The following is a 13774-nucleotide window of genomic DNA, read 5'->3' as shown; positions in this document are numbered from 1 at the left end:
GGCGCCGAACTTCAGCGCCTGCCTGCGGGCTCGCTCGGTCAGCTGCGCCCCCGACACCCCGTCGGGGAAGCCGAGGTAGTTCTCGATCCGGCTGCTCTGGCCGGCCTGGCCACCGGTGGCCCGCTGCTCGACGAGGACGGTGCGCAGCCCCTCCGAAGCGCCGTAGACGGCCGCGCCCAGCCCGGCCGGGCCCGCGCCGACCACGACCAGGTCGTAGAAGTCGCCCGTGGGCGTGGTGGTCAGCCCCACGTGGGCGGCGACCTCGGCCTCGGTGGGCGTCACGAGCGTCTCGCCATCGGTGGTGATCACCACGGGCAGGTCGGCCGCGTCCACGCCGGCGGCGGTCAGCAGGCGCTCACCCTCGGGCTCGTCGGCCGGCAGCCACCGGTACGGCACGAGATTGCGGGCGAGGAAGTCGCGCACCTCGAAGGACGGGGCCGACCATCGGTGCCCGATCACCCGGGTCTCGACGATCTCCTCGTCCGGGGTGGCCAGCCACGCGTCCAGCAGGGCGTCGATAACCGGGTAGAGCTGCTCCTCCGGCGGATTCCACGGTTTGAGCAGGTAGTGGTCGAGGTCGACCAGATTGATCGCGTCGATGGCCGCCTCGGTATCGGCGTACGCGGTCAGCAGAACCCTGCGGGCCAGCGGGAACAGGTCCATCGCCGCCTCGAGGAACTGGATCCCGTTCATCTCCGGCATCCGGTAGTCGGCGAGCAGGACGGCCACCCGTTCGCCGCGTAGCTTGATCTCGCGCAGCGCCCCCAGCGCGTCGGGTCCGGATCCGGCCCGCACCACGCGGTAGCGGTCGCCATAGCGGCGGCGGACGTCCCGGGCGACCGCCCGGGACACGACCGGATCGTCATCAACCGTTACGATCACCGGTTTTGTCATAGGTCCGATCAGAGCAGACAACGGGCGGCCGCTCAACACGGACCCCCTGGTTAACCTGCACGTTACGCGAGAGAGCTCGCCTCCCCCACCGTCGCCGGGACCGGCAGGCCTACCGGCCCGGGGTGATCCGCTCGCTCATGTTCTGGGACACCAGCCCGAGCCGGGCGAAGAAGATGCTGCCCGCCAGCAGTGTCGCCCCTGACAGCACGCCGCTGACGAGGGGCACCCATTCGACGGCGGAGGTCGACGCCATGATCAGCCCGGCGACACCGTACAGGGTGAGGACCACCCCGGGCACGAGAATGCCGGGCTGCTTCCAGACCGGCGCCAGCGCGACGAAATGGATGCCGACGACGAACGCGACCCAGGCGACGTTGGCCTGCTCGGGCTGGTCCAGGGCTCGAAGCACCGCGATCCCGCCGAAGAGCAGGACGACCTCGGCGGCGACGACCGCCCAGTAGCCAGGACTGAACATGTTCGTCGACGGTCCCGGAATGGCGGCCGGTTCCACCCCACCGATCTTCGCCCGCCGGACGGCGAGGACCCACATGCCGATGACGCCGGCGAGACCCAGAACGGCGACGACCCGGAGAAGGGTGCCGATCGCCGCGTTTAACGGGCTGTGCGCGTTGACGATCACGAAGATCGTTCCAAATACCGCACCGATCAACATACCGGTCATACGTTGCATGACCGAAAACTTTACCGGGTCTCGATCACCCGGCTGTGGCAGGCGGCCCTCGTCCGCCTCAGGTGACGACGGCCTCCCAGGCCGCCCGCCACGTGGCGGGCCCGACGATGCCGTCGACTCCGAGCTTCTTCTCCGCCTGGAACTGCCGGCAGATCTTCGCCGAGGCCGCCCCGTAGTAGCCGTCCGCCGCGATGCTCCACCCGCGCTTGCGCATCTGGGCCTGCCAGGTGCGCACGTCCTTGCCGTGCATCATCGGCTTGGCGACCTTGAGGTAGCGGCCCGGCCACTTGGGCGCCTTGCCGGCGGGTTTCGACGAGGACGAGCCCGATGAACCGGGCTTGCCATAGGCCGGATAGCCGTATCCGACGATGTTGGCGCGGCGCCGCACCCGCGCCACCCGGTCCTGGTAGTTGCCCTCGATGGCGGTGATGGAGCCGTCCTTGTTCACCGACTCGACGATGCCGACGTGCTCGACCGGGTCGCCGGAGGACCCGAAGTCGTAGAACACGATCGCGCCGACGCGCGGCTTCTTGCCCCAGCGGCGCGCTTTCTTGAAGGCGTTGACGTGGTAAACGGTGTAGGCGTACTTCCCGACCCCGCTCACCTTGGCCTGGGCCGCGCACCACGAGACGAAGATGTCGCACCACGGCGCGTTGTTCATGCCGTACCAGCGGCCGAACTTGTTGTTGTTGTTCTTTCCCTCGCGATAGCCCAGCTGTCCGCGGGCCGCCTCGAGCATGTCCTGGGCGCCGGCCACGGCTAGCTCCCCTTCCCCTCGTCGTCCTTGATCTCCGACTCCACGATCGAGCCGGCCTCCTGCGGAAGATCGTCTTGCGGCCCGTCGTCGGGCGTGGTGGTCACGTCCACGGTCGGCGGCACCGGCTCGTCCACCGGGGCGTCGCCGACGTCATCGCCGGCGAGGAGCGTGGCCTGCGGGGCCGGCCCCGCGGTCAGCGGGCCGAAGAGGTGGCGCAGGTCCTGGACCTCGTCGCTCTGGGTGACCCACGCGAGCGGGGCGTAGTGGTCCCGGATGCCTTCCGGTGGCCTGAGCAGGGCCCGGCCGGTGGCGTCGCGCGGCCATTCGACCTCGCCCGTCAGCGTGCGGGCGGCGATGAGCCAGTGGTCACCGGCGCGGTACTCTCCGCCCTGCCGAAGCCATATCTGGACGCCGTCCTCCAGGTCGACCCAGTCGCCCTCGCTGATCGTGACGGCACCCTGGTCGAGGTCCGGCGCATCGCGCCCGGACGCACGGCGGTGATCCCAGCGCCGCAGTAGGGGATGACGAGCCGCGATCCGGCCCCGGTCGTCGGCGGGCTCGTCCGACAGCCTTACCCGCCGGCCGGACACGTCGACCTCCTCCACTTCCAGCAGCGGGGCGGGCTCGTCGGCCATCGCCGACGCGTCGTCTCCGACCTCGACCCAGTCGCCGACGTGCAGGTCCAGCTTGTCGTCGCGGCCGAAGGCCGCCAGGGTGACCCAGGCCCCGTCGACCGAGTCGATCGCGTACGCCACCGAGCCGTTCTCCCGCGACCACTTGAAGGTCGCGCCCTTCCGCGAGGAGCGGCTACCACCAGGCCGGCGAACAGAGCCACCGCGATGCACCTCAACGCGGTAGAGCTGGTTCTCCGGGCCGCGGTATCGGACGTCCGGCGGCAGGACGCAGGGATCGTCCTCGACCCGGGCCGGCCGCTCGCTGCGCGCGGCGAGGAAGGCCTGTTCGGCGGTCTGTTCGGCCACCCAGTCGTCGAACGCGGTGACGGGGTCCTCGGTGGACTTCAGCCGCAGAGGGAGCACCTGCCAGGTCACCTTGGCCCGGGCCGCGGTGTCGGGCATGGCCGCGCCGAGCGCACTCTCCCGGATCTCCGGGTCCTGCAGCGCCGTGACGAGCCGCTCCCTCACTTTCAGGTAGACGAGGAACGGGAACCGGCCGGGCAGCCTGTGGCCGTCCCGCTCGGCGTCGCGGTAGGCGTCCGGCTGGTCCCAGTAGGTCCAGGTCCATTCGCCCTCCGGTGGTTCCGGCTCCGCGTCGTCGTCATCGCCGCGCGACGGCACCACCTCGAGCGGTGTCGGGCGGGTGGCGTCCACGAGGATGCCGTCGACGTAGTAGCGTCCGTCGCCGATTCTCAGGTCCGCGGGCTCTTGGTCTCTGGGGTTCACGTACTCGATCTCGAACCCGGCGGCTCCCTGCGGGCCGCCGTGCGCTCCGATGACGTCCGCGGCCAGGGTGCGGGCCAGGTGCAGCTGGATGGCCGCCTGTTCGTTGGCGTCGGCGTCCAACTGGACGCGGCCCTGCTGGGCGAGGACCGCGGAGTAGCGCTTGTCCGGCCGGAACGTGGAGCGCGAGAAGTCGCCTTCCATCGATCCTCTCCTTGATTAGATGACATAGCCGATGACTGGATGACGGGCCGTGCCTCGATGGCGCGGACGGTGACTAGGTGAATGACTAGGTGACATGGACGATTCCGGCGTCGGTGCCGGCTGGTGAGAACTCGGCGAGTCGTGCGCGGAGGTTGTCCTCGCGTTGCGGTTGGAACAGGTCGTGCCAGGCGCCCATCTCCGACCCGTCCTCCGCGCCGCGGGTGATCTCGGCCGCCGTCCCGGTCGCGAGCTGCACGTAGGCGGGGGTTCCGTAGTTGCGGGATGTGAAGCGCGGCTCCACCCTCCGGGCCTCCAGGTCGCGCAGACGTGGCAGGTCGGCCAGGTCGAGGTCGTCGGCCTCCGCGCGCTCGCGCAGTGACGCCCATGCCAGGTCGGGCTGGCAGTGGTAGCGGCGTGGGGTACGCGAGCCCGGTGGCACCCAGCAGAACCGCAGGCAACCGACGCCGCGCCGGGCGACGTGCACCCGGCCGTCGAAGACGGTGTCCTCGCCGATCTCTATGGCGTGGGTGTGCACCTCGCCGATGACCGTCGTGCGGTGGACGTGCAGCACGGCGTGCGCGTGGCGGCAATCGGGTGCCGACAGCGCCGCCCGCTCCGGGCCGGTGGCGTCCAGGACGCTGTCGGCGATGTGGATGGGCAGCGGATCCGTCCGCACCTCGTCGCCCAGCACCACGATCGTGCCGAGGACGCTCCGCTCGATCTCGACGCAGGCCGACGTGTCCTCGAGCACCAGGCTGGGCTCCTCGGGGCGGGTAGGGGCGCAGTCGGGCTCCAGCGTCCAGCCCGGCACCAGAGTGCTGTGGCGGATGGCGAGGGACCCGAGCGGGCCGGTGACACTCACCCCTCGGCCCGTGATCACCACCCCGTCGAGCACGACCCGCGCCGGGGGCAGCGCGTCGTCATGCTCGCCGTCGTGGCGCGGTGTCTCGTCCGATGCGCGGATGTGCAAGGAGTCGGGGCGGTTGCTGTTCCAGTCGAGCAGGCGCAGCACCGGGCGAGCACCGTCGGCGGCGCGCAGCTCCAGCCGGTCGCCGGGATCGACGACGAACTCCAGCTGTTCCTGGTACGAGCCGCTGTGGGTGATCTCGATGATCCCCGGGGGCCGCGCGCCGGGCTCGCCGTCCTCGCGCCAGCGCTCGTAGGCATGCTCGATGCGCTCGAAGTCCTCCCCCGGCCCGACCCGATACGTACGCGTCGCGCTGGAGGCGCCGCTGAGCGGGCGCGGATACTCGCCGCCGCCCATGTCGTCGCTGAAGGCATGGTGGTAGGTGACCCAGACGCCTCCCTTGGGCGCCGAACGGGCGCCGAACGCGATGCGGCCGAGCACCGGATCGATCACGACCTGGCCACGGCGCGGGCGGTAGGCCCAGCCGGAGAGGTCCGCGACGACGAGGTCGGCCAGCGGCACCGGGCGGACGCGGTGGCCGCCGTGATGCCCGCCGTGATCGTCGCCGTCGCCGTCGCCGTCGTCGCCGTCGCGGCGCCAGATCGTCAGGCTCTTGCCAGGACCGTAGAAGTCGGCGAGGTGGTCGCGCAGGGCCCGCCGCCGGATGAACCCCGGGACGTTCTCGGCCGTGGCGATGTGGGTGGGCGACGGCTCAGGCACCGGTCTGGTGACCAGCGGGGTGTCGTTGCCGAGGACCGAGAAGGTGAACAGGTTGCGGGCGCGGTCGATGCAGAACGCCGGTGCCCGCGTGACCGAGTACGGCTTCAGCCGCCAGACGAACACGCCCACCGCGGGTGGGCCGTACCGTCCCTGGCGGCGGGCGGGCGCGGCGGTGATCCTCGACGGCTGCGCGCCGTGTCCGAACGGGTCGAAGGGACCGTCCAGCAGGTCCAGATCGGCCCCGCGCCGTACGTCGGCGTAGCCGAGCGGACCGGCCGCCGTGGCGCGGTTCCGTACGGCGGTCGCGTCGCCGCCGTACAGCCGGACCGGCTGTGTGCGGGCCAGCAGCCGGTGGAACTCCACCGCCCGCGCAGGCCATTCGGCGACGGTGGCGGCGATCTCCTCCAGCAGCGCGAGCGTGCCCTTGCGGCGGCGTGAGGCGACGGTGTCGGCCACGTCGCGGCGCGGGGCGAGGCGGGCGGCCAGCGAGCCGGCCGCGGCGGCCCCGCCGGGCGTCCGCGCGGACAGCGCCTCCTCGTACCCGCTCAGCATCCGGTAGCCGACCAGATCGCCGATGTACGGCACCGCCCAGTCGTCGCAGGTCTCGATGAACCAGTTGTCGTAGAGCCGCTGGACGTCGGCCTCGACCAGATCCGCCTGTTCGGCGATGACGGCGAGCAGCGCCCGCAGCGGTTCGCCGGCCTCGATGTCGCGCTTGCGCAGGTACGCCGGGAGCAGCTCGATCAGACGGTCCGGGTCTCGGGTGGTCATCGTGCCTCCGTGAGGATCAGCGTGTCCGGCACCGCCGGGGACGCCATGACGAGCTGCGCCGGTCGTACGCCGCGGAACACGACCACCGTCCGGCCGGCCGGCAGCCGCGTGACGTCGGTGATGTCGGGGTTCAGCCGCAGCAGTTCGGCGACGGTGATCCCGTGCGCGGCGGCGACGGCCGTGAGGGTCTCGCCGTCTGTGGCGGTCACGGTGTAGCGGGCCACGTCGTAGACCGCGAGCCGCGCCGGGACCACCGGCGCAGGTTCGGTCAGCGTCCCGGCGAGGTGACCGAGCCCGGCCGGGGTGATGCTCGCCGGTACACCGCCGAAGACGTCGACGTCCACGTGGTCGACGCCTGGCACCGCCTGGACGGCGGCGATGACCTCCGACAGGTACGCGGGCTGCCCGAGCTCACGGCGGGCGAAGCCGAGCCGGTCGAGCAGCGCCGCGCGCACCCTCGGCTCCACGAGCTCGTAGGAGTGGTCGGGATGGACGCGAATGCGCGCGGCGACGACCAGCAGCACGAGCTCGCGGACGGCGACGGTGACGGGGAGCTGCGGGTCGCCGTGCTCGGCGAACGCCGACCTGAGGGTGCGGACGATGTCGGAGTCGTCGGCGAGCGGGATGTCGCCCACTCCGGCGACCGTGACATGGACGCCCTCCCTGCGGCCATCGTACAGCCGGGTGGCGCTCGCCCGGCCGATGCCGGCCCGGGCCCGCGCGAAGTCCTCGTAGTCGGGCACCGAGACGAGCCGGTCGAGCGCCGTGACCGAGAGCGGGATGCCGCGCCGCGCCTGCGCCGCGTCGTCGGGCGCGGCCCCACCGGTCGCGGGGAGGGGGTTGTCGACCCCCGAGACCCACAGCGGCCGGGTGAGCAACTGAGTGATCTTGCCGGCGGCGACGTTGCCGGCCGGGCCGATGCCGACGCGATAGACGGCCCGGATGTTCTCGTGCCCGGTCGGCAGCCGCGCGCCGTGCACGCCGTCGCCGAACGTCACCGAAGTCCGCCCGTCGGTCTCGACCCGCGTGACGTACACCCGCTCGTCCGGCCCGCGGCCGGCCAGGCTGTCCACCTCGCGCCAGAGCACCCCGCCGACCCGGACCTCGAGCGTGCTCTGCGCGCCGAGCGGGTTGTCGGCGGCGAGCCAGGTCAGCGGCCCCTGGAAGAGCCGGAAGGTCTGGCCGCCGACGCTCGCGTCACCGCTGCCGATGGGCTCGTCGCGGGTGGCCCCCTGCGTCGCCCGGCCGACGTTGGCGTACACGTGCACGGTCTCGCGCCGATAGCGGTAGGCCAGCTCAGACGCCAGCGTGATGGTGGTGTGGACGGCCTCGCCCGGCCGGGACGGGTCGACGACCTGCCGCACCGCCGCGATCATGGCGAGTTCGGTGCCGGTCAGGCCGCCCGTGCCGGGCACGTCGGTCCGCTCACCGGTGACGATGATCCACCGGCCCGGGCTCAGCCCCTCGTAAAGCTCGGCCAGCTCGATGGACCCGCCCTCCACGTCGTCGTCGATGGGTTCGGTGGCCGGCGCGACCGACTCGCCGCGCACGTACACCGTCGTGTCGCGGATGTGGGAGAGCATCGTGTCGCGCGCGTCGAGCCAGTCATCGTCGAGCGTCAGCTCGGTGACCTTGCCGGTGATGCCGAAGTCGGCTCGCGACACCACCCGCGCCGCCCTGACCCGGGTCACGACCTCGTCCAGGGGGCCGTCGCCGGGGTCACCCTCACCGGAGTCCTTGCGCGGTCGCTGGACGACCACCCAGGTGCCCTGCCCGATGCCGTCGTACACCGCGTCGAGTGCCAGCACGTTGCGCGAGCTGAGCGCGAGCGACGCCGCGAACGACACCTCCACCGACGCGTTCGCGCCGTCGCGCTCGGGGGTCCGCCGCAGCGTCACCTGCTGCGCACCGTTGGCGATCACCTGGGTGTCGTCGGGCCAGAGCTCCGGTGACAGCGGTTCGGGAATCTCGCCGGGGTCGTCGCCCTCGATCGTGACCAGGACCCGCCCGCTCTCGTTCGGCCGGGCCACGAAGACGGACCGGTGCGGCAGGTTCTCCGAGAACGTCACCGTGACACCGACCTTTTGCTGCGGATCATCCGGGTCGGGTGGCGGATCATCCGGGTCCGGCGGGGCGGGTGCCGGATGGATCTCAATGCCGACATGTCCCGGGCCGAACTCGAACTCGGTGTCCTCGTCCAGATTCGCCTCGGTCCGCGCGGTTCCCGACGACTCGGCCCAGGTGAACACCGCCCGCTCCGGCACCTGGCCGTCCTCGTCGTACACGATGCGAAGGTCGAGGACCTGGTTGCCGCGCAGCGGCCAGTCGGTGTACCCGAGCAGCCGTCCCTGCTCGTCGTAGTCCGGCTTCAACGGGGCGGTCGCGCCGAAGGGCGTCGCGACGATGCGCATGGCCTGGACGTCGGCGAGCGCGAGCGGCGCGGTCAGGTCGACCCGCCGCCACGCGGCATAGAGCCCGTCCCGCAGGCGCGGGTCGAGTGCGGCGAGCAGTTGGGCGCCGAGATCCGACCCGGGCGCGTAGATCTCGCTTGGATCGCGGATCAGGTCGCGCGGGCTCAGCGGCGGCCGCGTGGGCGGCAGCCGCAGCGATCCGAGCAGCGCACCGAGGCCGGCCACCGCAGGGCTCGGCGGCGCGGTCGGCGGCGCGGCGCCGTTACCGTCACCGTCGCCCTCCTCACCCTCATCTGTATCGGAGTCGGAGCCGGGGGCCGGCTTCCCGACCACCCGGTCCAGGCTGAGCGCGGTGTAGAGCGACTGCGGGCGCCCGTCCGGCCGCTCGGTCTCAGGCCCGGGACCGGTCTCGTTCTCGGGTTGCGGCGGCTCCAGCATCGCCGCCGCGTCACGCAGCGCGCCCACCTTGGGCAGCAGGTAGGTAAGGAACCAGCCGTGGACGTTCTTGTACGGCTGCGCGAGGGCCATGGCCTCGACGAGCCGGGCGATGACTTCGTCCAGGGCGCGCAGGAGCCCCGCCGGGGTGGTCGGCACTGGATCCGTCGCCTGAGCCTTCAGGACATCATCGACGAACCGCGCGACGATGCGGCTGCGGCCGTACATCTTGTCGCGGCGGGCGGCGTCGACCAGATCGGCCAGCCTGGCGATCAGCGCGTCGAAGTCCGGCAGCGCTGGCCCCGGCAGGGTGACCACGGTGAGGTCGTTGTCCTGGTCGATCCGTACCTGCTGGACCACATCGAGCGCCTGCCGGTCCTGCCCGGTGCCGAACACGAACAGCAGCGGGTCACCGGGCTTCAGGTTGTTCCCCGCACCGGCGAAGTGCACAGTGCGCCGGTCGACCGTCCTGTCGGGCGCCAGCGCCACCTGGTACGGCCTGCGCACCCGGACCTTGAGGTCGTTCCACGTCCAGCGCGCCGGCAGTTCTTCCAAGAGCTCGAACGGCTGAGGCTCCTCCCCTGGGCCGGGAACGCTCTGTGCCCGTGCGCCGCGCGGGATCGTCACCGCCGTGTCAGCGCCGCCACGCGGATCGCGATCGAGGGCGTAGGCGAGGTAGGTGCCGGCGGCCACGCCGGGCCTCGGCACATGGCCGACGAGCCGGCCGAGCAAGGCCAGCGAGCCGTCCTCGGTCACCGTCCGCAGGTAGCCCTCGTTCGCGATCCGCTCGGTGTAGAACGACAGCAGATCGGCCACGACCGCCCAGGCGTCGAGCAGGGCGATGGCCGGATCGTCGGTCGAGCGTACGGTGAGCCCGGCGAGCTCCGGATAGGCCGGGCTGGACAGCCGGGCCAGCAGAGACGACAGGAACCCGCCGTGCGTGCCCGTTCGGAAGGCGATCTCGGGGAGGCCCGGCGGGTTGACCACCGCCACGGGCGTCTCCACCCCGATCCCGCCGCCACATCCCCCGCCGCATCCGCTCCCGCCGCAACGTCCAGTGCCGCAGGTCATCGGCCACCTCCGAGCCGGATCGTGAGCCGGCCGTTCTCGGGCCGGTCGGCGTCGTCATCGAGCTGCGCGATCTCCAGTGGCCCGATCCGGAGCAGCCCTTCGGCGAGTTCGCCGAAGTCCTGGCGGAACAGCCGGCGCAGCCGGGTCACCTGGACGCTGAGCACCCCGGGGACCGCCGCGGCGACGGCCACGATCCGGCTCACCCGGATCGGCTCGCCGAACGTCAGCGCGTCGGGATGGAAGAAGCCAAGGCCGCCGGGCGACCGCCCACTGCCGAGTACCCGGCGCAGCGCGTCGAGGACGTGGCCGCGCTGGTATCCGGCCGCGACGCAGACGGCCAGTTCGAGATCGAGCGGCACGCGCAGCGCGGGGCCGACGACCAGGTCGTGACCGATCCGCCGGTACGGCTCCAGCGCCTGGTGCACCGCCGCGACGAGCGCGGCCTCGGCGGCGGCGCCTGCGGCGACCGACCGGCGCGGGCCTCGGACCTGCCGCTCCAGTGCGTCGACGACGACATGGACCTCCTCGCCGGACCCGGTCCAGCGGACCTCGGCGGCGGCGCGCTGCACCCCCGGCACCCGGCCCGCGAACTCGGCGTAGTCCGCCGCCGTCACCGCGCGTGTACGGGTTCGGCGCAGGGCCAGCGGAGCCAGCCGGCGCACCTGGTCGATGGGCTCGGGGTCGAGTCCGCCGACGGCCGGCAGCGGATTGCGCACCGCGAGGACCGCGTCGGTCTCCAGGCCTCCTCCGTCGGAGCCGCCGGCTGCATCGGAGCCGCCAGGGCCACGGCGGCAGAGGACCAGATGGCCGATCGCCTCCGCGCCCACGTTGCCGGCGATCCCGTTGCCGACCCGATAACGCACCTTGAGCAGGCCCCCGGCCGGCAGAGGTGCGCCACGGCGGCCGTCGCCGAACCGCAGGGCGAGCCGTCCGTCGTCACCGAGTTCGCCGACGAAGTGCCGGTCCCGCGCCCCGCTCGCGAGCAGATCGCGCCGCGGTCGCCACACGCCCACTCGGTCGTCGCCGCTGAAGGCGCTCACGGTGACGGCCGGCAGCGCTCCCCGTACGTCCTGCGCGAGCGCCGCGCCCGCCGGCCCGGCCAGCCGGGGGTCGCCGGGGTCGAGCCCGTCGGCATAGCCGGCCCCCAGCGACTGTTCGACCTCCCAGCCGATGCCGGTGCCGAGCACCTCGCCCTCCCGGGCCCGGTCGCGCAGGGAGCGCAGCCGGGCGAGCTTGCCGGCCAGCAGCTCGTCGAAGCGCGCGATCATCTCGCGCAGCGCCCAGGCCGGATGCTCCTCGACGCGCAGCTCGTCGAGCACCGCCTGGCCGACGAGCACGCGCAGTTCGTCGATCTCGCGGTCCGACAGCCGGCCGCGGTCGCCTCGCCGCCGGTCGTGGCGGTGTCCGCGCACCTTGCGGGCAAGCTCCTCCAGCCGGGCGAGGATCCGGCCGGGGATCGCGTCGAGCAGCGCGGCCTGGCCCGCCGCGATCCGCTCCGGCTCGGGGTGAACGGTGCGCTGAGTGACCGGTGTGCCGGTCAGCACCGGGCTGAACGGCCGTTCGTACGGCGGATAGGTGACCTGGGCCAGCAGTGCCTCCAGCGCGGCGGCCTGCCGCGCGGCCGGGGTGTCACCGGTGAGGCGGGCCCGGTCCAGCGCCGCTGTGCCGACGAACGGCCGCAGCACCGCGACCTCGTCGACGGTGAGCGGGCGGCCGGCCCTGGCCATGGCGAGCAGCCGATGGATCTCGGCGACCGCCGCATCCGGCTGCGACCGGTCGCCGCAGCCGAACGCGGGCGGCGCGCAGGACGGCGCGGTCACCGCGCCGGGCGGCACCGCGATGAGCTCGCGCGGGCCACCGCAGAAAGCGAGGTCGCGTCCGTGGTCGACGAGCACGACGTTGCCCCGTACGACGCTCACGTCGGAGAGCCGCGCGCAGTCGGGACCACCGCGGGTGGACACGCACACCGCGAACTCCAGCGCGTCCTCGTCGGCCCAGGTCACCTCGGCGACCGGCTGACCGTACAGTTCGTCCGCGCCCGGCGTGACCGACATGAGCCGCACCGCCTGCCGGTGGGCGGGGTCGGCGTCGGCCGGCGCTCCGGTGCGGGGCCCGATGACCTCCTCGATGAGGATCACGTCGCCGGGCCGCAGCCGCAGGGCGCGGCGGCGCCACCGGCCCGGCCTGTGGCCGGTCGCCGAGGCGCTCTGGTCACCGGCGGGCTCATCCCCTTCGCCCGCGGCGTCGCGCGTGCCGTCCTCGGCCGGGACCCGCTCCGCTCCCTCGGCGTCCTCGGCGCACGACTCCCAGGCGTCGCGCAGGGTCGCCGACGTCGCGCCCCTGGGCAGGACGCATTCCTGCTCGCCCCACGCCCAGAGTGTGATCCGGTTGTGCGCTGGGTACAGATTGAACGGGCCTGATCCGACCGGCTCGAATACCTCCGAGGTCGTGCCGGCCGGCAGGCCCACCAAGTCGGCGTCGGACATCACCGCGCCGAGGTCCACCCGGTCCCGTGGGTCCACCCTGCTCACGTCGATCGCGGCGAACCGGAACTCCCCCGCCTCGAGCTCCAGCGGACGTCCGGTGCGCACGGTGACGAAGGCCCTGGCGTTGCACCCGTCGTGCATCGCGTAGTCCACCAGCCGCACGTGCCTGCGTACCGACACCCGGCGCCGCGCCGTGTCGAGGTAGGCCTCCGCCGCGACCGCGTCCTGGTGGTAAGACGCCTGGTCGCCGAGGTGGGCGAGCAGTTCGACGAGCGTGACCCCGAGATCCGGGACGTGCCGCTCGGTCCAGTTCGGCACGGTCAGCGTCATCCGGTCCAGCAGCAGCCGGCGCAGGGTCGCGTAGTCGCGGGCGGTGTAGTCGATCACCGGCTCGGGGTGCGCCGCGGGCGGGCACGGCTCCGTGGCCACGCAGTCGTGGTCGGCCGGGCAGCCCGGGTGGAAGACGAAGTCCGCACCGGCGTACCTCGGATCGAACCCCTCGTACGCGGCGGTGCCCGGCCGGCCGTGCGCGTCGGGTTCGACCACCGACAGCGTGTACGGCGAGGTGTCGCCGGTGCGGTCCACCGTGACGACCATGTGGTCGTCGAGGTCGGGATCGTCCTCGGCCTGGATCTCCACGTCGACGGCCTCGATGCCGGTGACGCGGCGACCGCCGTCGATCCGGATGTTCTCGGGGCCGATGTCGGCGGGGGCCTTGCCGAGGAAGGTGACGGTCAGCGTCACCCCGTCGTCGGCCACCTCGACCCCGTCCACGCCGTTCAGCTCCGCTCGGCGGACGTCGGCCCGCCTGCGCTCCGTGCTCACGCTCGTGCTCATGGGGCATCAGCCTCGAAGACGTCGGTGCGCTCCGTACCGGTCGCGCGGACGGTGTAGGCGAGGTAGACCCTGAGCACGTTCTCGGTGCTCTCCACCTCCAGCGCCTGGATGTCGATGACGTCACCGAGCCAGCGCTGCAGCGACGCCTGCAGCGACAACTGCAGGGCGGCGGCGAGCTCGGGGCTGTTCGGCT

The 13774-nt window shown here is 72.6% G+C and carries 7 protein-coding genes and 1 pseudogene; all 8 read right to left on the bottom strand.

Translation table 11 applies throughout. From position 1 onward, the window contains the following. Window positions 1-882 (bottom strand): response regulator (locus tag HKK72_RS28200; RefSeq protein ID WP_315987477.1); only part of this gene is annotated, 882 nt, incomplete at its 3' end. Between the two features lie 121 nt (window positions 883-1003). Next, window positions 1004-1576, bottom strand: coding sequence for a hypothetical protein (locus HKK72_RS28195; protein WP_222721235.1), 573 nt, complete (start codon window positions 1574-1576; stop codon window positions 1004-1006). A gap of 67 nt (window positions 1577-1643) precedes the next feature. Beyond that, on the bottom strand, window positions 1644-2342 hold the full coding sequence (locus HKK72_RS28190) for a CHAP domain-containing protein (protein WP_187237467.1): 699 nt from the start codon (window positions 2340-2342) through the stop codon (window positions 1644-1646). A 2-nt stretch (window positions 2343-2344) separates the two neighbouring features. After that, window positions 2345-3943, bottom strand: coding sequence for a DUF6519 domain-containing protein (locus tag HKK72_RS28185; protein WP_187237466.1), 1599 nt, complete (start codon window positions 3941-3943; stop codon window positions 2345-2347). A gap of 85 nt (window positions 3944-4028) precedes the next feature. After that, complete coding sequence (locus tag HKK72_RS28180; protein WP_187237465.1) at window positions 4029-6341, bottom strand: hypothetical protein; 2313 nt, start codon at window positions 6339-6341, stop codon at window positions 4029-4031. Continuing rightward, on the bottom strand, window positions 6338-10180 hold the full coding sequence (locus HKK72_RS42400) for a putative baseplate assembly protein (RefSeq protein ID WP_222721234.1): 3843 nt from the start codon (window positions 10178-10180) through the stop codon (window positions 6338-6340). The genes HKK72_RS28180 and HKK72_RS42400 overlap by 4 nt, the downstream gene beginning before the upstream one ends. Before the next feature lie 74 nt (window positions 10181-10254). Further along, window positions 10255-13581 carry a putative baseplate assembly protein gene (locus HKK72_RS28170; RefSeq protein WP_187237463.1) on the bottom strand — a complete coding sequence of 1109 codons (3327 nt, stop codon included), beginning with the start codon at window positions 13579-13581 and terminating at the stop codon, window positions 10255-10257. Beyond that, a pseudogene (locus tag HKK72_RS28165) lies at window positions 13578-13774 on the bottom strand (hypothetical protein); the annotation flags it as partial. The pseudogene HKK72_RS28165 and the gene HKK72_RS28170, both read right to left, overlap by 4 nt.

This window comes from Actinomadura sp. HBU206391 (genome assembly GCF_014323665.1).
GTDB lineage: Bacteria > Actinomycetota > Actinomycetes > Streptosporangiales > Streptosporangiaceae > Actinomadura_C.
This window is presented reverse-complemented; position numbering and strand designations above follow the sequence as displayed.

Excerpts from the sequence above, each read along its gene's own strand:
- HKK72_RS28195 (WP_222721235.1), bottom strand. The coding sequence starts at position 1,576 with ATGACCGGTATGTTGATCGGTGCGGTATTTGGAACGATCTTCGTGATC.
- HKK72_RS28185 (WP_187237466.1), bottom strand. The coding sequence starts at position 3,943 with ATGGAAGGCGACTTCTCGCGCTCCACGTTCCGGCCGGACAAGCGCTAC.
- HKK72_RS28180 (WP_187237465.1), bottom strand. The coding sequence starts at position 6,341 with ATGACCACCCGAGACCCGGACCGTCTGATCGAGCTGCTCCCGGCGTAC.
- HKK72_RS28170 (WP_187237463.1), bottom strand. The coding sequence starts at position 13,581 with ATGAGCACGAGCGTGAGCACGGAGCGCAGGCGGGCCGACGTCCGCCGA.